General features: G+C 44.3%; 20 protein-coding genes and 1 tRNA gene. 13 read left to right on the top strand and 8 right to left on the bottom strand.

Going from position 1 to position 25,451, the window contains the following annotated elements:
* Window positions 1-86: 86 nt before the first annotated feature.
* The gene (locus tag ACQEXU_RS04015; RefSeq protein WP_427009780.1) at window positions 87-917 is read left to right on the top strand and encodes a DUF6279 family lipoprotein; all 831 of its coding nucleotides are present in this window, start codon (window positions 87-89) and stop codon (window positions 915-917) included.
* A gap of 231 nt (window positions 918-1,148) precedes the next feature.
* Here the strand turns inward: ACQEXU_RS04015 and ACQEXU_RS04010 are convergent, their stop codons facing one another.
* A complete protein-coding gene (locus tag ACQEXU_RS04010) occupies window positions 1,149-1,490 on the bottom strand; it encodes a DUF3024 domain-containing protein (RefSeq protein ID WP_367989569.1) in 342 nt (113 codons plus the stop codon).
* Between the two features lie 134 nt (window positions 1,491-1,624).
* Between ACQEXU_RS04010 and ACQEXU_RS04005 the strand changes: the two genes are divergently transcribed.
* Window positions 1,625-2,440 carry a phosphate ABC transporter substrate-binding protein gene (locus ACQEXU_RS04005; RefSeq protein WP_427009779.1) on the top strand — a complete coding sequence of 272 codons (816 nt, stop codon included), beginning with the start codon at window positions 1,625-1,627 and terminating at the stop codon, window positions 2,438-2,440.
* Between the two features lie 43 nt (window positions 2,441-2,483).
* Here ACQEXU_RS04005 and ACQEXU_RS04000 read toward each other — a convergent pair whose 3' ends face one another.
* Complete coding sequence (locus ACQEXU_RS04000; protein WP_427009778.1) at window positions 2,484-3,161, bottom strand: MaoC family dehydratase; 678 nt, start codon at window positions 3,159-3,161, stop codon at window positions 2,484-2,486.
* A 303-nt stretch (window positions 3,162-3,464) separates the two neighbouring features.
* On the opposite strand from ACQEXU_RS04000, the gene ACQEXU_RS03995 reads away from it, so the two are divergent.
* The 4 genes from ACQEXU_RS03995 (at window position 3,465) to ACQEXU_RS03980 (ending at window position 5,642) form a co-directional block, all read left to right on the top strand.
* Window positions 3,465-3,555 (top strand) — tRNA-Ser (locus tag ACQEXU_RS03995).
* Window positions 3,556-3,920: 365 nt separating this feature from the next.
* Window positions 3,921-4,748, top strand: coding sequence for an AraC family transcriptional regulator (locus ACQEXU_RS03990; protein WP_427009777.1), 828 nt, complete (start codon window positions 3,921-3,923; stop codon window positions 4,746-4,748).
* A gap of 61 nt (window positions 4,749-4,809) precedes the next feature.
* Window positions 4,810-5,052: a hypothetical protein gene (locus tag ACQEXU_RS03985; RefSeq protein ID WP_427009776.1), complete on the top strand. Its 243-nt coding sequence runs from the start codon at window positions 4,810-4,812 to the stop codon at window positions 5,050-5,052.
* Window positions 5,053-5,054: 2 nt separating this feature from the next.
* On the top strand, window positions 5,055-5,642 hold the full coding sequence (locus ACQEXU_RS03980) for a LysE family translocator (protein ID WP_427009775.1): 588 nt from the start codon (window positions 5,055-5,057) through the stop codon (window positions 5,640-5,642).
* 133 nt (window positions 5,643-5,775) lie between these two features.
* On the opposite strand, the gene ACQEXU_RS03975 is transcribed toward ACQEXU_RS03980, so the two are convergent.
* The 5 genes from ACQEXU_RS03975 to ACQEXU_RS03955 form a co-directional block, all read right to left on the bottom strand.
* Window positions 5,776-6,579: a substrate-binding periplasmic protein gene (locus ACQEXU_RS03975; protein ID WP_427009774.1), complete on the bottom strand. Its 804-nt coding sequence runs from the start codon at window positions 6,577-6,579 to the stop codon at window positions 5,776-5,778.
* A gap of 131 nt (window positions 6,580-6,710) precedes the next feature.
* Entirely contained in the window at window positions 6,711-7,583 is an 873-nt protein-coding gene (locus tag ACQEXU_RS03970) for a cation diffusion facilitator family transporter (RefSeq protein ID WP_427009773.1), read from the bottom strand.
* 279 nt (window positions 7,584-7,862) lie between these two features.
* A complete protein-coding gene (locus tag ACQEXU_RS03965) occupies window positions 7,863-9,188 on the bottom strand; it encodes a sigma-54-dependent transcriptional regulator (protein WP_427009772.1) in 1,326 nt (441 codons plus the stop codon).
* A gap of 18 nt (window positions 9,189-9,206) precedes the next feature.
* The gene (locus ACQEXU_RS03960; RefSeq protein WP_427009771.1) at window positions 9,207-11,705 is read right to left on the bottom strand and encodes a PAS domain S-box protein; all 2,499 of its coding nucleotides are present in this window, start codon (window positions 11,703-11,705) and stop codon (window positions 9,207-9,209) included.
* Window positions 11,706-11,846: 141 nt separating this feature from the next.
* Window positions 11,847-14,132 (bottom strand): HEAT repeat domain-containing protein, encoded by a 2,286-nt coding sequence (locus tag ACQEXU_RS03955; RefSeq protein ID WP_427009770.1) that lies wholly within the window; start codon window positions 14,130-14,132, stop codon window positions 11,847-11,849.
* Between the two features lie 362 nt (window positions 14,133-14,494).
* On the opposite strand from ACQEXU_RS03955, the gene ACQEXU_RS03950 reads away from it, so the two are divergent.
* From ACQEXU_RS03950 to ACQEXU_RS03930, 5 genes are all read left to right on the top strand, one after another.
* A complete protein-coding gene (locus tag ACQEXU_RS03950; protein ID WP_427009769.1) occupies window positions 14,495-15,583 on the top strand; it encodes a cytochrome-c peroxidase in 1,089 nt (362 codons plus the stop codon).
* A 10-nt stretch (window positions 15,584-15,593) separates the two neighbouring features.
* Window positions 15,594-16,826: a cytochrome-c peroxidase gene (locus ACQEXU_RS03945; protein WP_427009768.1), complete on the top strand. Its 1,233-nt coding sequence runs from the start codon at window positions 15,594-15,596 to the stop codon at window positions 16,824-16,826.
* Window positions 16,823-17,422: an arsenate reductase (azurin) small subunit gene (locus ACQEXU_RS03940; RefSeq protein ID WP_427009767.1), complete on the top strand. Its 600-nt coding sequence runs from the start codon at window positions 16,823-16,825 to the stop codon at window positions 17,420-17,422. Before ACQEXU_RS03945 ends, ACQEXU_RS03940 begins: the two co-directional genes overlap by 4 nt.
* A 2-nt stretch (window positions 17,423-17,424) precedes the next feature.
* On the top strand, window positions 17,425-20,121 hold the full coding sequence (locus ACQEXU_RS03935; protein ID WP_427009766.1) for a molybdopterin-dependent oxidoreductase: 2,697 nt from the start codon (window positions 17,425-17,427) through the stop codon (window positions 20,119-20,121).
* Window positions 20,122-20,187: 66 nt separating this feature from the next.
* The gene (locus tag ACQEXU_RS03930; protein ID WP_374144841.1) at window positions 20,188-20,502 is read left to right on the top strand and encodes a c-type cytochrome; all 315 of its coding nucleotides are present in this window, start codon (window positions 20,188-20,190) and stop codon (window positions 20,500-20,502) included.
* Between the two features lie 87 nt (window positions 20,503-20,589).
* Here the strand turns inward: ACQEXU_RS03930 and ACQEXU_RS03925 are convergent, their stop codons facing one another.
* On the bottom strand, window positions 20,590-22,632 hold the full coding sequence (locus tag ACQEXU_RS03925) for a sensor histidine kinase (RefSeq protein WP_427009765.1): 2,043 nt from the start codon (window positions 22,630-22,632) through the stop codon (window positions 20,590-20,592).
* Between the two features lie 145 nt (window positions 22,633-22,777).
* On the opposite strand from ACQEXU_RS03925, the gene ACQEXU_RS03920 reads away from it, so the two are divergent.
* On the top strand, window positions 22,778-24,133 hold the full coding sequence (locus tag ACQEXU_RS03920; protein WP_427009764.1) for a sigma-54-dependent transcriptional regulator: 1,356 nt from the start codon (window positions 22,778-22,780) through the stop codon (window positions 24,131-24,133).
* A 291-nt stretch (window positions 24,134-24,424) separates the two neighbouring features.
* On the top strand, window positions 24,425-25,429 hold the full coding sequence (locus ACQEXU_RS03915; protein WP_427009763.1) for a TAXI family TRAP transporter solute-binding subunit: 1,005 nt from the start codon (window positions 24,425-24,427) through the stop codon (window positions 25,427-25,429).
* The last annotated feature ends 22 nt before the right edge of the window (window positions 25,430-25,451 follow it).

Below are 25,451 nucleotides of genomic sequence, written 5' to 3'. Positions count from 1 at the left end.
TAAATAAGCCGGTTTATCCGGCTTATTTTTTTGCGGCATTGAACTTGCTATCCTTTCTTTAGCGGCAGTGTGGCAAGGAGTGCAGCATGAGGATCTGGGGAGTCATAGCTCTGGTGTTATTAACAGCGGTTGGATGCAGTTCGAGGTTTCTATACAACCATATCGACTGGGTTGTGATTGACTATATCGAAGACTATGTTGACTTGACCAAAGAGCAAGAACGTTGGGTTTCTGAAAGAGTTGACGTTTTGACCGCTTGGCATCGAAGTGAAGAGATACCTCGTTATATTCAGCAACTGGATGCGCTCATCGAAATGGATCCACGAACACTAACGGTTGAAGAGTTTAAGCAGCAAGAAGCTCAAATCCAACAACACATTGATCGATTGGTGGAAAGGCTAATACCAGAGATTCATACACTGTTAACCCAGTTAGATGATGAGCAAGTAGAAGAGCTGATGAACGGCATCCGTGTTCGACATAGTAAGTTTAAAAAGAAATACCAAAATTCGAGTGAAGATGAAATTCGCGACCGTTATTTTGAGCGAGTGTCGGAGTCATTTGAAAACTGGATTGGTGATTTTAGCTCAGAGCAAAAACGAATTGCCAAAGAATGGGTCACTGAGTTAAATATCACAACGTTCGACTGGATAGCGCACCAGACTTTAATTCGCGTTGAATTAAAGCGCTTATTTGCCACTCGTTATCAGCCAGATACCTTTATGCCATCCTTCAATCAACTCCTTTTGACGCCTGAAATATTGTATTCACAACCGCTGGAAGTAAAAATAATGCACAACCGCATGGTGAACTATCGTTACGCTGTCACGACAATCAATCATATGACGGATGCACAAATTGACCACTTCCGTTCCGAGCTACAAAAATGGAAAGAGAGAGCCAAAAGTCTAAATTAAAGATATATAAATTTTCTACACATAAAATTAAAACATAATAATAAGTTTTAACTATGTACATCCTTTCGCTGTATTTAAGCTACGTAATAAGCTTTATTTAGGAGTACAAAACATGGGAAATAAAAAAGAAGGCTTATTGGAATATATCTACATCATTACACAAACAATTTTGTTTGCATCTCTGATGATTGTGTCTTTTTTCTGGTGGTTAGGTTCATAAATAACAACAGATCACCAAAATAGCGCTTTAGGGTCTTTATCGATCTCACGCATGATTGCAGTCAGGTCATTGCTTTGAGAGAGGTAAGGGTAGGGGCGCCATTTTTCCCCGTCATCGGTAACGTAGAGTTGCCACAAATTAGAGTGTTGATCCCACACCACTTTGGCGACGGGGCTCATATAATCACAATGCGATGAGTCGAGTAGGTAGTGCTGCTTGATGAACACGACACCTTCTTCGATGATTTCATAGCTGGATTTACCCAACTCAACAGGCAGACTGCGATTACGAGTTTGGCAAACCAGTTGCGCTCGGCTTTCTACTTGCTTTTGTAACAAACTCACAAGGCTCATAATTCATCCATCTTATCAACACGCATTACTATTATTATGTATTAGAAATATGCAAGTCTGTATAGCATTTCACAAAATTGTCATCTGACAGACATATGATGAGCGCAATCAAATATCTGGTTATGGAGAAAATTATGTTTCGAGCCACGTTGATGGTGCTGTTTTCATTTGTATTGATGCCCGTAACTGCATGGGCCAATGAGATAAATATCACCGGCTCTACATCAGTTGCACGTGTCATGGATGTTTTAGCTGAACAATTTAATCTTTCCCATCCTGAAACATACATTGCCGTGCAAGGAATTGGCTCTACGGCAGGCATTGCCATGGTGAAAAAGGGTGTTGCAGAGTTGGGGATGAGCTCCAGAGTGCTCACAGAAAGAGAGCAAGAAGAAACGCTAAAAGTGCAGCCATTGGCCTACGATGGTTTGGCTGTCGTGGTAAACCCGCTTAACCCAATTCAGAATCTAACGAGAGAGCAGCTTTACGATATTTATCGAGGAAAGATCACCAATTGGAAACAACTTGGTGGAACGGATCAAAAAATTGCCGTGGTCACGCGAGAAGCCTCTTCCGGTACCCGATACAGTTTTGAGAGTTTGCTAGGACTGGTGAAAGTCGTGAAAGACAGACAAGTGTCGGCGATCAGCCCGAATAACCTTGTGGTGAATAGCAATAGTATGATGAAAACGTTAATCAACCATAATAAGCAAGCAATTGGTTTCATCTCGACAGGCTCAGTGGACCATTCAGTCAAAGCGATTCAATTTGAAGGTGTGGATGCTAACGCGAAGACGATAGCCAATGGCAGCTATCAGCTTTCTCGTCCTTTCCTCGTGTTCTATTTAGATGGAACACTAGATAAGAACACAAAAATGTTTGTGAATTTTCTAGGGAGTGAAAAGGCAAAAGTGTTGATTGAAGAATACGGGTATATTGCGGTGAAATAGAAATACAAAAAAGGAGCCAACAGGCTCCTTTTTCAATATGGGATTAAAAGTGCAGTTGAATCACTGAAACCACGACAGCCCCTGGGCGTCTTACGCCTTCGATCTCAACTTTAATTTCGCGCTCTATTTCCAAACCTTTTTTGATAGGCGTAACTTTAGAAAGTGTACTTACAGCACGAACACGATTTCCTGCTTTTACTGGGTAAGGGAAACGTACTTGGTTTAAGCCAATATTGACGACCATTTTAGCCGTCGGGAACATGTTGTTGTCTGGATCAACGCTGTCTGTCAGTTTCGGCAATAGAGCCAGCGTTAAAAAACCATGCGCGATTGTGGTTTTAAAAGGGGATTCCGTCGCTGCACGTTCTGGATCGGTATGGATCCACTGCATGTCTTCCGTCACACGTGCAAATTGATCGATACGCTCTTGTGATACATCAAGCCATTCACCGACATGAATAACGTCGCCCAGCTGGTGCACCAGTTGGCTATGAAGTCGTTGTGCTTCAGGCTTCATCACAATAGGAGCAGGCGCAGCTGCTTCATCGTTAACCGCAGGTTGCTGAAAATCTCGAAGCTTAGTTAATAGCTGGCGGCTGTGAGTTTTGTTCACGAGCTCACCCCAGTACTCGCGTACTGTAGGGGACATCCACTGCATAAACTCAGAGTGATGTTTAGACAATGATTCACTTCTATGCTTAAAAAGATCCGCGACTTTCATCTCCACCTCAGAATAACTATTGATGCGGTAACTTAGTAATTTTGAAGTACTTCACACTAGTGTGCAACGACTTTCGGGCGTACACTTGTTTCCTCAACTTTACTTTTTCATTTTAAAACAGCAAGTTAGCAATAAAACACTATTTTATTAGAACCTCTATTAATAGAGTCTTTACTTCAACGCTTCCTATTCGAGCAAATTGGTCTTAAAAAGGCGTTCGCTTAGTTTGTCACCACTTAAACATTAGATAGCAAATTAGTACTTTACAAGAGTCGTGCCAGAATCTAATATGCGCTCCGCAACGGAGAGATGGCTGAGTGGTTGAAAGCACCGGTCTTGAAAACCGGCATACGTTAATAGCGTATCTAGGGTTCAAATCCCTATCTCTCCGCCACATTCGAAAAGCCCGCTGAGAAATCAGCGGGCTTTTGTCGTTTTGGATCTTTAATACATCTCTTACTTATTGTCTATCTAGTTAAGAATTCTGAATGGGAGCCAATTTTATCGGTTTGCTCTGGTTGTGATGAAATCATTATCAATGACAAGGAAGGGTTATTGGGGGGCTAACTCCATTTTGAGCTCGCAAATAAGCACTGGATGTAGAAATAAAACTTCAATCTCTTTAGAAGCATATAAGAGTTAATCCTTAGAGCTAAAATTGACAATCCATATTTGAAAATATTATATATTTTTCACATACTTGGTAAGTATTGAAAGAATACATTGGCAATTTTTTACAAGGATGTAAAGGTTTCTACAGTGCTTCAAAACGAGTTTTACCACATTAAAAACCATACTGCTTTTGATGGTATCGATGTAATTGATGCTCAATTCATAGAGACATCATTTGGCAAACATGCTCACAGTGAGTACGTGATATCGTTAGTAGAAAAAGGAGTTAAACAGTTTTTCCACAAAGGAAAAACACATACTGCTGGAGTGGGGGCAATTTCAGTAATTAGCCCTGATGAAATTCATACAGGGAATAAAGGTCAGTGGCAAGGTTGGCGCTACAAAGCGATATACCCAACAGAAGAACATATTAGCAATATTTATTACGAAATTTATTCTCGGAATGGATTACCTACATTCAAAGATAGTGTGATCATAGACTCTCGCTTTCAGAGTTATATGCAGATGCTATTTTCAAAAATGAATAATCATACAGAACAGCTTGAAATTGAAATATATCTGGAGTTGATTTTAGTAAAAATGATTCTACGATATGGCAGTGTAAACTTATCCCCAATAAAAGAAGCCGATGCGAAATCTAATATACAACGAGTCAGAGATTTTTTAGCGGATCACTATACAAAGAAAGTGTCGTTGGATGATTTGTCTACTTTATCAGGAGTGAATAAATATCATTTGATACATGAATTTAAACGGTATTTTGGTTCAACTCCTCACCAATTCCAAATTCAACAGCGAATAAGTAACTCTCAAATGATGCTAAAACAGGGCATAAAACCTATTGATGTCGCTTTATGTTGTGGGTTTCACGACCAGAGTCATTTTCATAAGGCTTTTGTTAGCGCAATGGGTGTAACTCCATCAATGTATCAACGTCAATTTTTTACAAGATAGATGAAAAATATCGCTCTAGATTGACTGGGTTATATAAAACGTCAGTGAATGGAGCATAAAAATGGAATTACAAGACATTGAATTTTCAACTGAGCGTTCGCGCTCTTATAAGCTTGCTTTGCAGTGGCATTTTCAAGAAAAGGAAGATATTGGTAAGTTTCTCTCCTTGCTTCATTCCAATAAGCCAGAATTTTCTCAACAACATAGCTTAGATGATGCTGAGAGACTTTTAGGTATCAAGCGAACTCCTTCAGGTTGGGCGTTAAATTGGCCCATGACAGTAATGACCACAACAAAAGCATAGATATGGAAACTCAAATAGCATTTATTGCTATCTGTATCGCTTCAGCAGCATCCCCCGGGCCGGGGATGTTGGCTGTGGTGAGTAATAGCATTATTCAAGACTTAAAACGCACAATACCTGTGATTATGGGTATTTCGACGGGATTAATGATCGCCTCCATTTTGTCGAACTCATGGTTGTTTACCATTATCAATACTAATGAGCATTATTATCGGCTAATGACTTGGGTTTGCAGTAGCTACATTTTGTATTTGGGTGGAAAGGCCATCTATTATTCTCGTAGCGAAGCCATGATTGAAGATAGTACATACACATACAAAAATGGCGTGTTAATATCATTGCTCAACCCTAAGACATTGATTTTCTTCGGTGGATTATTTCCAATATTTATCGATAACAATCATAGCTTTATTATTCAGGCTAGCCTTCTTACGTTTGAATTGATTGTTATTACGTTGATGATCCATGTTTTACTTTCACTGTCTGTAGAAAAAGTGTCGCTGCTTTTAAAGAAACATATCATTCTCATAAATCGCTTAACGGGATTATGCTTTATTCTGCTTGGCCTCGCTGGTTTATTGGTGCATTAAATTTACCCGTAGACCTCAAACAGCCATTCGGGGTCTACAGGGTGTTCAAAAGGTCCAGACCTGTTTTGTTTAAAAGCGTTTTAGATGTCAACGGTCTTTTTAGTTTCCGTAATATCAGATGGTGATTCCGTTGTTAATAATACTGATTATACAGTTCTATGGTTTCGCCACTTTCTTTCATTAATAGCAACTGTTGTTGGAACTGGTAAGCAACCGTGCCTTTTAAAGGTTGAGTTGGCCAGTTCGAAGCGCTTAATGGTTCATCGGGAACAAAGCGTGGATTGATACCTTCATTTAAATGTTTCGACTTCTTAGAAAATGCTAAATAAAGAGGTGTAGCACCTCCACAACAATTGAGATGTACTTTGATGTCTTTCGCGTTATGTAATTTTAGGTAGTAAAGCAGTGTCCCTCTAGGGTAGATATAAAAATCCCCTCGTTTTTTCCTAATAAGTTCTATTGCTTCAGGTATGGATAGCTCCGCTTTAGTGTAGTAGCTAATATTTTCTACGCCTGAAGCAAAGTCTGGTGCGCCGAGAGACTGAATTAACGTTAAGCCACTGAGTTGATGCTTGTTTGTGATTTCTTTAAGGTCATTGCGAGATATGCCTATTTCCCCGCCGGGCAAACCACTTTCCAAAAAGAGAACGTAATCAGCTCGTTCCATATTAAATATAAAGCCGGGATAAATATCGATTTCCCCATCTTGAAGCATCTTTAAGAGTCTTTTCTTTGGGCTTCTTACCACCGTCAGTTGGCATCCAATCTGTTGAGCTGCTTGGCTATAAAGGTCGTAATAGAGCCCATCATTCAGTGGCGCTTTGGCAATAAGAGGGAGGCGTTCTGTCGTTCTAAACCCCATTTTTAATTCGCAGCTAAATGCTGACGATGCCAAGAGTAACGTTAGGGTTGCAACAAATAAAATGGATTTATTCAAAACCAGCTCCAGCTATGGCGTGTTTATAAAGTCTAGCTGTCATAGAGAAATGATGAGCAAAAATGTAATCTCCTTTTTAATTTATGAAAACAGCAATGCCATGTAAGACATTGCTATTTAGATTGGTTGGGTTAGCTTGTTGAATCCACATGAACGAGTTCAATAACACTATCTTCTATGCCGTATTTGTAGTGAAGTGCTTGTTTGACTTCAGTTCGGACAAGGTCAAATTCAAGGTTGGAGATGACGATTTTCGCATCTAAGTAGTTATTGTGTTCGTTTGATTGCCACACCCTCACACTGTCTACACGTTCAACATCATTTTGCTCAGATATGGTGTTGATCACGTCATCAATATCGATGTGTTTTGGTGCGGCTTGCATCAACACTCGAACACTGTCACGCAATAAGACTAAACCATGATAAATGACGTAAATCGAGATAAGTAATGTCGCAATAATATCAACAATATAGAGCTGATAAAAAACGATGAGTAACCCAGCGGCAATCACGACAAGCGATGCCAAAGCATCTGAGACATTATGAATGAACGCCGCTTTGATGTTCATGCTCTCTTTTGCCCCAGAGGTGTAGGTGATGTAAGCGGTAATGATATCGATAACTAACGCAAATCCAGCGACGCCAAATACGATCCACCCATTAATGGGTGTTGGGTTAAAGTATTTATTTATAGCTTCAACAACAAGGTAGATGCCGACAATGATCAACGTGGAACTGTTGATTAATACACCGATCATTTCTGCTCGTTTGTACCCATAAGGCATTTTCTTATTGGCAGGTTTGTTGCCGATCACTTTGGCAATAATTGCGACGACGATGGCTCCTGCATCGCTTAAGTTGTGCAAGGCATCGGCCAGCAAAGATAGGCTACCTGATAAAACCCCCGCAACCACTTGAACAATGGTGAGTAAAACATTAATGAACACGGCACCAATTAACTTGGCTGTGCTCGTATTTTCATTGTGTGCATGGACGTGACTCATGAGACTGCTCCTTATGGACTTGTTATCACCCAATCGGTTTTCATAATTGGATTATAAACATTGGAGTCAACTCAAAGGTAAATGGTTTGTATGTAAGAAGATGTAAATAAATTGGAATGCCGCAACGTCTCCAAATGCTGCCCAAAGGGTTCGTTTCTATGCCTTTTACTCTTTGTTGTAAGGTATTTGCTTAGAATGACTAGGCGTCACACCTTGCGTTGCGATTAAAAGGCATAGAGTTCGAACAAAATTTAACCGCGAAAGATCAACAGATCCTAGTCAAGGTTCACTTTTTTCAAGGATTCGTTGCAGTCGAGGGCGGCTGATCTTGAGGATTTCACAAGCTTTTCCTTTATGACCGTTGACGGACTCTAATACCTTGAGAACATGGTGGTACTCGATATCTTGCAAGCTTAGATTGGCTGAGGTATTGCTGTCTTCTTGAGTGATTAAATCCGTTTTGAGTTCCTCAAATAGATCCGCTGTGAGGATATCTCCCGGGCACAATGCAACGGCTTTTGTCAGCGTATTTTCCAACTCACGTACGTTCCCGGGCCAAGGATAACGACAGAGGGTATCCATTGCATCTAGTGCTACTTTGGTCACTTTTGTTCCAAGTTCTTTGTTCGCACGAGCGAGCAGGGCAGGGATCAAATCATGTAAATCTTCAGGGCGTTCTCTCAATGGCGGGATATGTATTTTGACAACTTGTAAGCGATAGAACAGATCTTCTCTGAACCGTTTATCATTGATGGCTTGTTCAAAATCGATGTTCGTTGCGGAAATAATGCGTGCAGAGGTACGTACGGGCTGTTTGCCGCCAAGTGGCGTAAATTCTTTCTCTTGCAGTACCCTTAGCAACTTGGCTTGGATTTGAGGCGAGAGTTCACCTACTTCATCAAGAAACAGTGTGCCTTGATTGGCCAGCTCAAATTTACCTGCTTGTTCGGAGATAGCCCCAGTAAATGCCCCTTTTTTATGCCCGAACATCTCTGACTCCAGTAGGTTTTCTACCAGTGCAGCACAGTTAAGTGCTACGAAAGGGGAGCCAGAGGGACGTCCAGCGTTATGAATAGCCCGAGCGACCATTTCTTTACCTGTACCAGACTCACCAGTGATCATGACGGAAGCATTCGTAAGGGCAACACGGCCGATGGTTTTGTATATCTCTTTCATTGCATGGGAAGAACCTACCATCGAATGACCATACGTGTCTGGAATTGTAAGGGCGTCTTGATGCGTAGAAGCGCGATACTCTATGGCGGTGGCAACGGCCTGATCCAATTCATCAATATCAATGGGTTTGTGGATGTACTCATCCGCGCCTTTTTGCATTGCCGTAATGGTGCTATCCATATCATGGAAGGCGGTGATCATAATAATGCGAACGCTCGATGAAATGGCTTTGAATTCTGCAATTCCTTCGATGCCAGATTTTCCTTCCATGCGTATATCTAAGATGATCACATCCGGGCAGAAATCTCGCGCAATGGACACACCATCATCAACGCAGTGAGCGGTTTTAACGTCGTGCTGCTCGGAATAGTGCAGCTGTAACATTCGGCTAATTCCAGTGTCGTCATCGACAATTAACAGCTTACTCATGGTCAAAGACTTCCTGTATTACGTATTAGCCGTTGCCGGCAGGGTTGTTGTATTTGAAGGGGAGGCGGGAATGCGTATCCGTGCCTGTGTCCCTTGAGGTAAAGGTATCAGTTTAATCTGCCCTTTGTGAGCATCAATGATACGCTGCACAATCGCCAGCCCTAATCCTGTGCCTTTCGCTTTAGTGGTAAAGAAAGGTTCGAATACTTTGTCTACAAGACAAGGATCAATGGAGTGGCCGTTATTTTCAATATCTATCAGCAGTTGAGTCTCGGAATCTGTGATCATGATATTTGAACAGATCACCACTTGTGGTGGCTCTGTTGTCGCTTGTTGTGCTGCTTGCATGGCATTGAGCAGCAGGTTTTGCAACGCTTGACGCAGTTTAGTTGGGTCGGCGTAAAGCGTGGGTAAATTAGGTTGTAGGCTCAAGGTAATATTAACGTTGTTTTGTTTACTAAGCTTTTGTTGACTGGCGGCGAGTGTTTCAAGCAGCTTGTTTAAATCTATCCACTCTGGTTTGCATTGATCTGGGCGAGAGTAAGCCAGCAGCTCTTCTAAGATGGCTTCCATATAGCGCACCTGCTCAAGGGAGATATCAAACATCTCATTTTTTTGCGTTCTGGCTTGGAGCTGCAGCACCATTTTTATCGAGCTGAGTGGGTTACGCAGATCATGCGCAATCATACTGACGACTTTACCAACGGCGGCCAGTTTTTCATGATGGATACGTTCGCGCGTTTGTGTTTCAACTTCTTGTGCGAGTCTCTTTTCTTCGCTGATGTCCTGTTTCACCGCTACGTAATACAGCGTTCGACCATCGACGTCTTTTACAGGGGAAATACGCGCACGTTCCCAGAAGAGTTCACCGCTCTTTTTGCGGTTATGAAACTCGCCACGCCACTCTTGTCCTTCCTCAAGGGTTTGCCACAAATTTTGGTACTCAGAACTGTCCATTTCTCCCGATTGTAGAAACCGTGGTGTTTGCCCTAAAACGTCTTCACGTTGATATCCGGTAAGCTCACAAAACACCGGATTAACATACACAATGCGTCCAGTTAGGTCAGTGATCATCACGGAGTTCTGGCTTCGTTCAACGGCGTGGCTTAAGCGTTGAAGCTGATCTTGCGCCATCTTCTGTTCGGTCACATCTTCTCCAAGCAGTGTTAGGGAAACTTCTTGGTCGTTTGATTCCGTAAAGGTGGATGTCCAAGAAACTAAGTGGATTTCCCCTGTTTGGCTTAGCACCACACTTTCACTATGCGGCTGATGGGTTTGTTGGCGAATGGCTTCATCTAAGGCTTCTTGAGCTTGAACTTGTAATTCTTTGGGAATAAATCGTTCGACCCAAGGGTGGCCAATAACTTGCTCTGAGCGATAGCCCACCATACTCAAGAAAAAGTCATTGCAGAAAGTAATGATGCCTTCTCGGTTGATGCTCACCGCAGCTAACTGGATATTCTCAAGTGTATGACGAAACTGCTGCTCATAACGCTGTTGCTGGTGGAGAAAGCGAGTTTGTACGCGATAGCGGCTGAAAATAAAGGCCGCCACACTGACTAAGACAAACAGCAGACAATAGAACAAGCTGTAGTTACTGTGAAATGCAATACGTGAAAGGTTAAAGCGCTCGATAGGAAACACCGAAACAACGGTCCAGTTGCCGCTATTAGGTGCTTCAATTTGGGCAAAAGTATAATAGTTGATGCCTAAAAAGCGTTGCCCTTCTTTTTGCGAAATTATCCAGTCAAACACGTCCTCTGGCATATTTTTGTCTTTTGAAACCGCAAAGTTACTGCCTTGGGCATCGGTTGGATGAATGACGGCGATACCGTCCGGGTTGTAGAGGTAAACGTGGTTAGTGAACTCTGGCGCGACAGCAATAAGTTTGTTGATGAGCTGATTGCCTTTGTAGTTCAGAATGATCACGCCGAGTCGTTTTCCTTGGTCGTCAAAAACCGGAGTTCCTACTCGAATGGTTGGTTTAATTGGTTTTTGTATTTCACCTTCTTCAACGTTGAGATCGAGGGGGGAGATATAAACTTCTCCTTTACTTAATCGGTTTGAATACTGCCAGTAATAGCGGTGAGCTTTATTTTGCAGTTTAGCGCTTGGGACGACTGAGATTTCGCCATTGTTATTGTTGACCCGTAACCGTTCGAAACCTTGAGTGTCGAGAAAGCGAATTTGATCATAACTGTGATTATTCACACTAAGCTGAACAAAGTAGGCTTTTAATGAGGCATAAGGGGCAACTTGAGAAGAAAGAGTATTGCTGGCAACGTAACTAAGGTTTTTTGCATCGGCAGACATGCGAATTAAGGTTTCCCCTAACATCTCTTCAATTAGCCCAACAATGACCCGCTCGTTGTGGAGCGCATACTGTTTGTCGTTATCCACGCTCAGCAGATAATGTAGGTTCATCCAGATCCCCAGAACAAGGTATCCCGGAATAGCCCAGAGAAGCCATTCAGAGAAGAAGGCTTTCTTGGTCGGCTTATGTTGGATGTTTCTCATGAAGACCTTAAAAAAATTGAGCGTTAGTTATAGGGTAAAAAAGTTGTGTAGAAGCGTCTTTAACGGTTGATGTTTTTGTGTGAATGCCCGCGTTTTTACGGGCATTCCTTGTTACGAATGGGAGCTAGCACTTACGTTGAACTAAGTCATTAATGCGCCCATCAGTTTAATCCCATTGGGTTGTTGCTCTGGCGATAGTGAATTCAAGTGTTGCGTAAGCCAATTTAGGGCATGCGCTTGAAACATTTTAAAGTGCTGAAAAGCGATGGTGTGACATTCTTGATCGTGTATCGGAAGAAGTATGACCGACTCAATGCTTTCATCGGGTTCTCTGAGTAAACAACTGAGTTTGAGCGCCTGTTTACGGACGCCACCCGCAGGGTCATCTAGTAGCACTGAGATAGCGGTTTTAACAACAGGCTTATATTGCAGCGTCAATTTAGAAAGGTGCTGTTCCACAGTAAATAGAGCGCTAAGCCGAACGTGCTCATCTGAGCTTTTTAGCGCTTCGAGTAGCAGCGGAAGGGCTTTGGATGTTGGAACACAAGCGAGGTACTTCAACGCATGTTGCTGAGTTAATGGGTGACCACCGAAAATAGTGGTTGCTGCTGCGCCGATTGCATTATGAATTTGGTTGGATGGGTTAAGTGCTTTCTTTTGATGTGTCAGGGATTGGAATATTTCACGCAGCTCGCTGTCATTGGCACCTAACAAGGCCTCAATTAACCACTCAACCGCTTGTGGATTAGAGGCTTGCCCTAAAGCACGCAATGCGAGAACTTTATTGTCGTATTCTGGTAGTCGGGCTATTTTCTTACGATTTAAATTGAGGTTGTCTGCACTATCAAAGTGCTCTTTGACCATCTGACCAAATGACGCCAGTTCGTCATCAAGTTCATTCACCATATCAACGATATTGGTTTGTTGATCGTCTTGTTGGTGTTGGACATTTAATTTGGCTTCTAAATTGGTTTGAGTGATCGCCGCTATGGTCGAAGACGGTGTATTTTCAGTTTGGTATTGGGCGGGAACATCGTGTTGTGCCAACGCTTCTAATAACGCTTCGTTTTGCTCGTTTTCCTTTTCGGCTTCATTGACTTCTATGGTGTCAGGGTAAGCACTCAGGCCAAAAATGGCGGTTCTGATCAAGTGCTGGCAGTTTGGATGTGAGAGCTGGCTTATTAGATCAAAGCACGCTTGCCGAATCGAAGTATCGTAGAAAGGTACATCGTTGTTCTCTTTGCAGCGTAAAATCCGCTGTTCAAGTGCTGGCAACAGAGCATCAATATGCGAGTTTAACGAAATTAACGCACGTATAAGCGGTGCTTGTATGTGGGTTCCGAGTTGGTCATTCTCAAGTAACTCAACCGCAATGGAGACAAGTTGTTGCTGCTGAGCGGAAGAGAGCAAAGCAGGATTAGCTTGTTGTAAAAACGCCACAAAAGCATTTGGTTCATTGGCACAAAGCATATCGATGATCAGCGGGTAATCTTGTTCTTCCAGACTTTGTTGGTGCATCAACTGAATCAGTTGTGTTCGAGCGGCGGGTGCCGCCGCTTTCAAGTAGTTTAATAATCGGCTTTTGTCGATTTCGTCATACCCAGACAGTTGTTCTAATCCGGTTATGGCTGCTTTTTGCACCTGCTCATCCGTATCTTGAAGGCGTTTGGCTATGTCCCAAAAATATTCGCTAGCATGTTTGCTCGTGAGTGCCTCGATGGCAATGCGCCGACAGAGTGGGTCGTCATCCGTGAGGTGTTTGTACAAAAATGCTTTTGCGAGTTGAGTTTCACTAAATTTGAGGGCTTTAAGCAATTTGCGCCTTGCTGTGAGCGGCGCTGTGAGAAGGCGCTCAGTAATCCAACTGGCATCAAGTTTAGCGATGCCTCGATATAATATGCTTTCTAGTTCGGGCTCTGGATCTTGTTCAAGCACTTCCTGAAACAGTTTGAGGTAAGCAGGACTTGGGTGCTCAACCAATATACTGACCGCTTCGAACTGAAGATCCCACCAATCGTCCCAATCACTGCTTAGTCCCCATTTATCATCCGCAAGCCGTCCTTGAGCGATTTGCTGGACCAATTTGTCTACAGGGTTGAGCGTTAAGTGATGAGATAAAGCATGAAGTGCGCCAATGCGAGCATCGCTTTCAGGGTGATATTTCACCACTTCACACAGTGAATCAACGTTACCGCCTTGAAGCTGAGCAAGTGCTGATGCCGCATCGATGACGACATCAGGGTCGGGGTGATACAAACAGTCGTTCAGAGCTGGCTCCGTCGCGCTAATCTTGTTTGCTGCTACTACGCCAGCCGCATAGCAGCGCTGTGCTTCATCTCCTTGTTGGAGTAACTCGATCAATAATTGTTGCGCTGACTGTTTCGCGGCTTCTAAATTCTCACCTCGATTTGTGATGGTTTTGTCCATGCCCACATCCTTTTCTCTCTTTTGCTTACAAGGTGTTTAGCAGGTTTTATGCCTGAATGTTTATCCGTTAAAAAGCTCTTAAAAACAGTTGGTTACACAATTTGGTTTATGGATGGTGCACGCAAGCCGTGAAGTGATTGAACGATATGTTCACTTATGTGTGAGTGAATTAAACGAATCGTTCAAAAAAACACGATGTGATCGGATTCAAATTGTCCTTAATTGCTTGATTATAAACAATAAAATTTAATGGAGAAAATTGGAACGGTTTATGCTCAACCAGCAGTGGCGAATATAAAAACGCTGCGCACATAACACACTGGAATGGCGCAGCAACTAGCTGGAAGCTAAGGAGCATAACAATGAAAAAAATGCTGATCCTTGCTGCTACCGTAACGGTGTCATTTTCAGTTTGGAGTCAGGGAGAGCCGAAGTTTGGCCCTCTACCGAAATTGAAAGTTGATGCTGCAAAAGCAGAATTAGGAAAACGCCTGTTCTTTGATACTCGACTCTCTGGCAATACCGCATTGTCTTGCGCGTCGTGTCATAAACCCGAGAATGGATATTCTTATCCGGAAGCCTTGTCACCTGCTTACACGGGCAGTAAAGGTTTTCGAAATGTACCGACTTTAATCAATACAGCCTACAAAAAAGTGTGGTTCCACGATGGAAGAATCGGGACCAATCTTAACGATGTAACGCGTGAAAATATTACGGAAGATTGGTTGATGAATATGGACATGCGATTGATGCAAGAGCGTCTTAAGCAAGATCCAGTCTATGTGAAAATGTTCAAAGATGCCGGTTATGGTGAACCATCAAATGGTTCCGTGCGCAAAGCCATTCCTGAGTATCTGAAAACACTCACTTCAAACCCAACACCTTTTGATAACAACAAACTCAGTTCAGAGGCTAAAAAAGGTTTTGCTTTATTCAAGGGCAAAGCGGGGTGTGCCTCTTGTCATAATGGTCCGTTATTTACTGATGGTAAGCCATACAACACGGGTGTTCCTGAAAACCTAGATATTTTCCGCGATCCAATGCGTCATCAGACTTTTATTGCCTTCAACATGTTTATGGGAAATGAGAATTACATGAACCTTAAACGTGACGTCGGTGCACACGTTCAGACGCACAAGGCAGATGGAGCCGACATGGGTAAGTTCATGACGCCAACATTGCGAGAGCTTAACCAGACAGCACCTTACATGCACAACGGTATGTTAGCGACGCTTGAAGATGTGGTTGCGTTTTATAACGCTGGTGGCGGGCAAGATAGTAATAAAGATGCTCAACTTAAGCCACTGAACCTAAGCGATAAAGAGCAAGCGCAGCTGGTGGCTTTCCTGAAATCTTTGTCTAGTGAGCCGCTGACCAGTGAGAAACACGTGTGGATGGCGAACGATTACGACTACAAGCTGATCTCCGATTGGCGCAACGCGAAAAACTGAGGAGGACGAGATGAAAATGAACTCAATCACCTTGTCTGCAATGACGGCACTGACCTTATCTCTGACCGCATTACCAGCTTGCGCTAAACAAGACGATAAGTCGTTAACGGCAGATCAAGTTGCAGCCAGCCTGCCAGCAGTGCAACTGGATGGAAAAAGCTATCCGGCATTGGCACCGCTTGGTGACGTGCCAACACCAAAAGATAACCCCACAACACCGGAGAAAGTTGAGTTAGGTAAATTGCTTTTCTTTGATGGCCGCTTAGGTGGTGATACCACAACCCCTTGCTCTGCGTGTCACAATCCTGCACTAGGTTGGGATTTCCCTGCGGACTTGTCTTTAGGTTATCCGGGCACGGTGCACTGGCGAAATAGTCAGACAATTATTAATTCCGCCTACTACCAGAAACTATTCTGGGCCGGCTCTTCCAAGTCTCTTGAAGGACAAGCGAAAAGTGCGGCGAAAGGTGGTGTTGCGGGTAACGGCGAAGATGACATCATGGAAGCACGGTTAGCATTGGTGCCAGATTATGTTGAACGCTTTAATCAAGTGTTTGGTGACAACTATCCGAAAGTCAGCAACGCATGGAAAGCCATTGCAGCGTTTGAGCGCACATTAGTACAAACCGATACACCGCTGGATAACTACTTAATGGGGGATAAATCGGCCCTTACAGAAGTTCAGTTACGAGGTAAAACCTTATTTGAAGGCAAAGCAAAGTGCATCGCTTGTCACAATGGTGCGCTGGCGTCTGATCAAAAGAACTACAACATAGGTGTGCCAACCAATAAACGCTGGGAAAGCGACCCACTTGCTCAGATCACTTTCCGTTATGAACTCTACGCTAAGGGCTCTAACGAAAAGATGTATCGTGAGACTAAAGCGGATCCCGGGGTGTATTTCCGCGGCAAACGCAAGGAGATGAAAGGTAAATTCCGTACGCCAAGTATCCGTTATACCAAGTACACCGCGCCATACATGCACAATGGCACCATTGCGACCTTGGCCGATGTAGTGGATTTCTATGACCGAGGCGGTATTGCAAAAGATGGACGTACCACAGACTTCCCACAAACTAAAAGTCCCCTTATTCAGCCACTTGGGTTGACGGCTGAAGAGAAACAAGACTTGCTGGCGTTTATCGACGCCTTCTCGGGAGAGCGCATCACCATGGATTATCCGAAGCTGCCTGAATATCAGCGCTTGTTCAGTGAAGAAGAATTGGCGGAGGTGAAGAAATGATTTTCGGTAAAGATAAAGCGAATAAAAAAGAGAGTGCTACAGAACATCGGAAATGCATGATGTCACGTCGTAAGTTTTTGATGTACAGCGGGGTGACGGCTGGGGCGGCAAGCGTTATGCCGATCACCTTGTTCCCCGGAACAGCGCAAGCTATGCACACCAATGCTCGGGTCGTGGGTTATCCACGAAAGTTACTTGGCAAATTGAGTGATCTTAAAGCCAATAAACCTGTGTATTTCAACTACCCCGATGATGGACCAAATAGCCAAGGCATTTTGGTCAAAATGGATGTTCCAGCAGGCGGTGGTATTGGCCCCAAACAAGATGTGGTCGGCTTCTCTTTGATGTGTACTCACCAAGGCGGTCCGCTCAATGGTCAATATAAAGTAGTTGGTGAACACCGGGTGTTGGGTCAGTGTCCATTCCACCTGTCTACTTTTGATATGCGTAGACACGGCATTATCGTTTCTGGTCAAGCGTATGAGAGCTTACCGCAGGTACTGCTTGAACTCGATGGTGATGAAATATATGCCGTGGGCATTATGGGGCTGTTATTTGGCCGAACTGAAAACATAATTGCGATGCAGGAGGCGTAATCATGACGACTAACTTCTATATTCCTGAAGATCATGCGCCGCTGCCTCCCAAAAATGCAGAAGTGCTGACAACGGCATGTGACTACTGCGTGGTTGCGTGTGGTTACAAGGTTTACCGCTGGCCGCTTGAACAAGCGAACGGTGGTATGAAAGCGAGTGAAAACGCATTTGGTGTCAATTTCCCAAGTGCGCCACTTCAAGCTTGGGTGGCTCCTGCTCAGCACAATGTGGTGATGCACAATGGCAAACCGCACAATATTGTGGTGGTTCCGGACAAAGATACTCAAGCGGTCAATAAAACGGGTGACTCCTCGATGCGAGGTGGGTTGCTGGCACAAAAACTCTACAACCCATCAACTGGAACTCGTGACCGTTTAACGCAACCCTTGGTGCGTATTGGGGGGAGTTTACAACCCGTGCCATGGGAGTTTGCGCTCGATATTGCAGCAGAGGTAGGTAAGCATGTGATTGATACCCATGGTGCCAATACTTATGGGGTAAAAACCTTCTCATACCAGTATATTGAAAATACTTACGCGATCACTAAATACGCGTTGCGTCATGTTAATACGGCGAACTTTACGTTCCACGATACACCTTCGGACGTAACGTCTACCCCCGGATTCCGAGATGCAGGCTTTGATAACTTTGGGCCAAGCTACGACGATTGGGGCGCTGCCGATACGCTGATGATTTGTGGTACTGATCCGTATGAGACGAAAACCATCATCTTTACGCAGTTCATCATGCCAGCGGTACAACGTGGTATGAAAACCATCATGCTTAATCCGCGTGAAACCGCAGGTATCGCTTGGCTTAAGAAACAAGGTGGCTTGCATATCGACCTGAATCCGGGTTCGGATAATTTAGTTGTCGGTGCAATCATTCGCGTTATTTTGGAGAAAGGTTGGGAAGACAGCGAGTGGCTGCAAAATTGGGTTAACAACAAATGGGAGTCCAGCTCAGGCTTTGGTCAAGGTACGCGTAACACGCCTTGGCAGTGGCGAACAACTTGGGGCAAGTTCCAGACCAATGGTTTTGAAGACTATAAGAAATGGAATCTGGCACAGAAAGAGTACGATCCTAAGTATGCAGCCAAACTGGCGGGCATTGATGTCGATAAGATCTACAAAGCGGCTGAAATGTTAGCCAAACCAGTTGATGGCGTGCGCCCGAAAGCTTCAATCGGTATTGAAAAAGGATTTTATTGGTCCAATAACACCGGTAATACCAATGCTATTTCGGCGCTAGCCACAGTGATTGGCACTGGAGGACGTGAAGGGCGCGTCATTGGTCGATTCGGTGGTCACCAACGTGGTGGTCAGTCGGGTGGTAAGCTTCCGCGTAACAAATCCCCAGAGAAAGTACCGGGACGTCGTCGTCGCTCAATTGATACTGACCGTTACTTATACTCAGGCCATACACGCTTTGCCCATGTGATTGGCACGACATGGATTCAAGCCATGTGTGGTAGCCAAGGGTTACAGAAGAAGTTCTGGGAACTGACGGTTGCTAACCCGCATCAAGTGTTTAGTTATGACAAACAAGAGATCATCGACACTTTGAAAAAGCGTGCCGACTCCGGTGGCATGGTGGTGATCAATCAAGATATTTACTTGCGTGACCCCATTGGTGCCAAGTTTGCCGATATTGTTTTCCCGGCTGCAACTTGGGGTGAAGTGGACTTTATGCGAGCTAACGGTGAACGCCGATTACGTCTGTATCAAAAGTTTGCTGATGCTCCCGGGCAAGCGCAGCCAGATTGGTGGATCATCAGTCAGCTTGCAACGCGCATGGGCTATGACGGTTTCGACTGGAATAACTCAAACGATGTTGCAGAAGAAGCGTCTCGCTTTAGTCGGGGAAGTCGTAAAGATTTCCATATGATCAAAGTTGCGGCTCATGCTGAAGGCAAAACATTGCATGAAAAGTTATTGGAGTACGGCACGGATGGCATTCAAGGGCCTGTATTCTATAACTACGACACCAAGCAGCTGGTGGGAACTAAACGTCTTCATGATACGGAGATGACGGCAGAAACCCTAGCAGAGAAAGGGCTAACCGATGGGCCTCAAGGGGCCAATGTGTTGAAGAAACAGCTTACTGCGTTTAACAGCCAAACCGGTAAAGTGAACCTGCAAAAACACCCTTGGGATTTGTTTAGCGATTTCTATGCGTGGCTTCAGCCAAAAGAAGAAGAGCTTTGGTTCTCCAATGGCCGTATCAACGAGATCTGGCAATCCGGTTTTGATGATGTCGAGCGCCGTGCGTACGTCATTCAACGCTGGCCAGAAAATTGGGTTGAGATTCACCCTGATGACGCTAAAAAGCGCGGAATAGAGTCGGGTGACCAAGTCATGATGTACTCCGATCGTGTGGCTAACTTTAAGGACACTATTCTCGGGGTTCATGGTGATGACTTCCAGTTCAGTAAGCTGATGGAGAATGGCCATATTAAGTTGGATACAGCGGCGGTTACGGCAGTTGCGATTGTGACGCCTGCGGTGAAGAAAGGTACCCTTTACGCCAATATGATCGATATGCGTCAGCCATCTAATTCGTTAACAACACGGGTGGTGGACCAAATCTCCGGGAACTACAACTTCAAAATGGGGGTTGCCAACATTAAGAAGTTAGGAGAATCCAAGTACAAGCATGAGTTCCGAGCGTTCTCATTTGCCCCTCGTAATATCGTTTAACTCAGTAATGCGTCGGGGAGTAGGGACCCCGGCGCACTTACTTTATCGAACAAAAATGGAGTATCAATGATGAAGAAAGAGCTTGGTTTGGTGATGGCAAGTGCTGTTCTGTTGTGTGCCGCATCGGGTAGTGCAATTGCAGGCGATATCGAGGCTGGGAAAGCGAAGTCTGCTACCTGCATTGCGTGCCACGGCGCGAATGGAATTTCGCCCACAGACCTCTATCCGAACTTGGCAGGACAAAAAGCGGCTTATATGGTGAAACAGATGAAAGCGTTCAAAGAAGGATCTCGCCAAGATCCGACAATGAGCGCAATGATTGCCCCTCTCACAGAAGAAGATATGACAAATATCGCCGCTTATTATGCGTCTTTGAAGTAGAAAACGACAAAATGGGGTAACTCAGCAAGGCTAACCCTTGGGTTAGTGTCTCGTTTGGCAGCCAATATGGCTGCCTTTTTTTGCCGATTATTGTGCAAGTAGCCTAAATGTAAACATCAAACCTGCCGACTTATTGCGTTTTACCTCAATCAATCCTTGCATATCACGAATATTATTGGCACTGATGGACAATCCTAGCCCCAACCCTTCTCCGATTTTCTTGCTCGTCATAAAGGGCTCAAACATATGATCCAGTTGGCTATCATCCGCACCGCAACCATTGTCTGTAATGGATACTTCTATCCATTTGTCTATCTGACAGGCTGAAATGACTAACTGAGGCTGAGTCTGTTGATGAAGGGCGTCGATTGCATTTTTTATCAGATTACCAAGTACCTGACGGATGCGTTGTTCTTCGCCCATAACATTAGGCAATTGGCTTACAAGCCGAACATGAACGTCGATGGATGCTAATTCAGCTTGATAGATGCGAAGGGTCTCGGCGATTGCATCGGTTAAGGAGACGGGATGCAATGATTCTGGCTTATTGTACGCGAAAGATTTCAGTTGAGTCGTCATACGGTTCATACGTTCAATTAACTGGTGTATTAGGCGGTTATTATCTTGTAATAGCTGGCTTTCTCCTCGCGCCATCAAGACTTCGTTGTTGGTAATCAAGGTTTTAAGTCCGGTCAGTGGTTGGTTCAGCTCATGCGTGATGGCACTCGACATTCTGCCAAGTGCAGCAAGCTTACTGCTTTCAATAAGCTCTTGTTGTGCTTGCTTGAGCTGCTCTGTGCGGATTTCTACCCGTTTGGCCAGTGCTTGGTTTGCCTGTTGCAGAGCTTGTTCGGCTTTTTTTCGTTTACTGATGTCTAAGACGGTCGCTAAGTAATAGGGTTCACCATGCCAGACAAAAGAGGTGAGCGAAAAAAGAACAGGAAATAGGCTGCTGTCACTTCGTTTGGCCAGCGTTTCAACCCCAGTAATTTCGGCGAGCTCTCGATGTCGGCTTAAGTTTTTGAGTAATTGTAATGTGGTGGAATTTGGGTTTCCGGCATCAAACAAGTGCCAAGCGGGAGTCTGTTTTGCAAGGTTATCGGGCAATGAAAACAGTCGCTGCGCCATGGGATTGATTTCAAACAAGCGTCCGTTGTTGTCCAATAAAAGCAAGCCCACTTGGGTTTTATTGATGATCTGATTCAGCCGTTGTTGCGACTCTTGCAATAGCTTTTGAATCCGCAGTTGGCCTAATGCCTTTTGACGACGCTGGTAAATAATGATCAGCAATAAAATCAGCAATAAATTAAACAATGCGACACTCCAACCCGCAATGGTTGCTAACTGCCTGATGGGTGCGAGAGGAGAGAGGTAACTGAGTTGCCATTGAAGGTCATCCAGTTTTACCTGTTGAGCCAGATAAGGTTGGCTTAGTGTGAAGTGCTTTATTCGCGTGCCACTATTTAAGGTTTGGTCTGTAAGGCTGAGAGTTGCGGCATTGTCGTTGAGCCAACTGACAGGGTATTGCGACGAGGTTGATAAGAAATAGTCCAACCGTTGGTTCTGTACGAACAAAAGGTCGTCACTGGTGAGCCACTGTTCGGTTAGCAAGCTGAGGTTAATTTGAACCACGGCAATCCCCGCGATGTCGAGATCGTGATAAACAGGGGCCGCAAGATAATAAAAAGGTGTGCTACCGCGAGTTCGGCTTACGAGCGTAACGCCTTCTCCTTGCTGGTGGATTTGATCTACGATCGACTGAATATCTGCTTGAGGTAATGATTTGTTTTTATTACTTGAAACCAAGACTTGCCCAGTATTGGATAGCAGATACCATCCCTTGGTGTTAGCTGCTTGATCAAGTAATGTAAGCTCATGCGTTAATGTGGGCTTAAGTTGTGTTTCTCCTGTCACCAACCTCAACGTGCCTGAGCTGTTTGTGATCAGGTAGGGTAGGTGATAGAACCGCTTAAGTGCCCGACGCACGTCGCCAATATAGTTGAGTAAGTCTTGCTGCTTGGCTTCCAATGTTTGCTCTGCTTTCCACTGGTAGACAAATTGCGTTGTTATCCACTGTGATAAAAAGAGAAACATAGCCACGGCGATGGCAATTAACGTCTTACGCAACATGATGGGCTCCTATACATAGCCAGCACAGCTTGCGTGTTCAAGTATGCTTGTTAAAGCATTGTTACCTAAAAGTGAGATCCAGCTCCTTTTCTGTTGTGCGCGGTTCGCCTACCTTAGCGGGCATAGGTATTAGTGGTACACCGTTATGGAAAAACAGCACACTCCTCTCATTGCATTAATTGAAGATGACGATATTGTTCGCCAAGCGACGACTCAATGGCTTGAATTAGCAGGCTTTCATGTTGATGTGTTTAGCAATGCAACTGATGCTCTGTTGGCATTACCAAATGGCGTGCATCAAGCGGTGATTTCGGACGTAAAATTACCGGATATCGACGGTATCAACTTGCTCAGCCAGCTACGTGATGCTGATGTGATAGCGCCTGTCATCTTGATCACAGGGCATGGCGATGTCGATATGGCGGTCAAAGCGCTTCAATTAGGCGCTTATGACTTTATCGAAAAGCCATTTAATCCAGAACGTCTTTCGACAACGGTAGCAAGCGCGGTAGAGCAACATGTACATCAGAACGCTTGTGACGAACGTTTGCAGTATTTACAAGCACTATCAGGTATCGAGCAACTTTTGATTGGTCAAAGTGATGTGATGAAACAGCTACGTGAGCAGGTTGCTCGCGTAGCAACGATAGATACCAACGTTATTATTTATGGAGAGACGGGGGCAGGCAAGGAGCTGGTAGCAACGGCACTGCATGAGATGAGTCAGCGTCACAAGCATCACTTTGTTCCTCTTAATTGTGGCGCAATTCCAGAAAACCTATTTGAAAGTGAATTGTTTGGTCATGAAGCCGGAGCCTTTACCGGAGCGGTTAAGCGCCGCATCGGTAAATTGGAACATGCGAATAAAGGCACGGTTTTCTTTGATGAAGTCGAAAGCATGCCATTAAACATGCAGGTAAAGGTGCTTCGATGCCTACAAGAGAATGTGGTAGAGCGCGTTGGTGCCAATACAATGATTCCGGTGGATATCAGGGTAATTGCCGCAGCCAAAGAAGATTTGTTGCACCACGCTGAATTTCGTCAAGATCTCTACTATCGCCTGAATGTCGCGCAGCTTCATATCCCACCGTTGCGTGAACGGGATCATGATGCGTTGCTCCTATTTGAGCATTTCGCTTTGCAAGCCAATCCTGAGACTCGCTCAGTCAGTGATGCGGATGCTCGTTCGCTCCTTGCTTATTCATGGCCGGGTAATGTGCGAGAGCTGAGAAATGTTGCGATCCGCTTTGCTTTGGATGACACGCTTTCTGTGGTTGAGATCTTATCGCAAAGGCCAAATAGTACCGTTGAAAATACGCATGCTGGTGTGCCCTTAGCGACCCAATTATTGAACTTTGAACGAAAGGTGATTCATGAAGCGTTGTTGCGGCATCAAGGTAAGATCACGGATGTGATGAATGAACTGGATTTACCGAGAAGGACACTGAATCAGAAGATGCAGAAATTGGGTCTGAGCCGTATCGATTACACCAAGGTTTAATCGACCAGTGAAATACGATCGGCAAGAACTTGCTTACACATAAAAATAACATTTGATTTAAATTGATCACATAAATGTAGTAAATGTGAGTTGGATAAGCTCAATCATGGTGGTGACATGAGCAAAATCTTGCTCATCGAGATAAGCGAAAATCGGCGTAATTTTGCTGATTTAAAGCGTTATTTTTCCTATCTACATGAAATGTATGAAAAAGATCATGTGGCATTATGCTTGCTCTATAGGTTTTGATTAACAATTCCTTAACGTGAACGTATTACACGGAGAGTAACAATGAAGTACAAGACACTTGTCAAAACCTTAGCAGTGGCATTGGCATCATTTGGAGTAGCAACGAGTGTTTCTGCGCAAGATCGCAGCTACATCTTAGCGACCGCATCAACTGGCGGAACCTATTACCCTGTAGGAGTGGCATTAGCGACACTGAGTAAGGTGAAGTTGACACCGAAACATCAATTTTCTCTGTCTGCTATCAGCTCTGCTGGATCTGGTGAAAACGTAAAACTGCTGAATGAAAATGAGGCGCAGTTTGCGATTTTACAAGGGTTATATGGGGCGTGGGCTTGGTCTGGTGAAGGCCCTTACAGTAAAACGGGGCGTCAGGAAAAACTTCGTTCGGTTTCCATGCTATGGCAAAACGTCGAGCATTTTATTGTACGAGCAGAATTGGCAAAAACGGGGACGGTGACTGATCTCAACAATCTAGAAAACAAGAAGTTTTCTATCGGTAAAAAGAATTCAGGGACTGAAAATTCTGGCCGCCAGATCATGAAAGAACTGTCCGTCAATCCAGACAAATTTAAACTCGCGTATATGGGGTATGGTGGCAGTGCGAGTGCGCTTCAAAATGGCACTATTGATGGTATGAATACGCCCGCTGGCGTTCCGGTTGGCGCTGTGACACAAGCTTTTGCTGCGTTGGGGAGCGATATTCAGTTATTGTCATTCACTGATGAGCAAATTAAAAAGGCCAATGGTAACTATCAGTTGTGGACGAAGTACGTTATCCCTGCCAATACCTATCCGGGTGTTGATAAACCCATTACGACGATAGCACAACCAAACTTTCTTGCGGTTCGAGAAGATATTTCTGAAGAAGATGTTTACCAGCTGACGAAAGCCATCTACGAAAATCTGCCTTTCTTGCAAGGCATTCACAAAGCCACTAAAGCGATGGCGATTGAGAAAGCCATTGCTGGACTGCCTGTTCCTCTTCATCCCGGAGCTGCTCGCTACTACAAAGAAATGGGTATCAATATACCTGAAGCTTTGATGTAACCGGTGCTCTTCTGGCCTCGGA

Origin of the sequence: Vibrio sp. TRT 21S02 (assembly GCF_050113675.1) — a bacterium.
In the GTDB taxonomy this organism is placed as follows: Bacteria; Pseudomonadota; Gammaproteobacteria; order Enterobacterales; family Vibrionaceae; genus Vibrio.
This window is presented reverse-complemented; position numbering and strand designations above follow the sequence as displayed.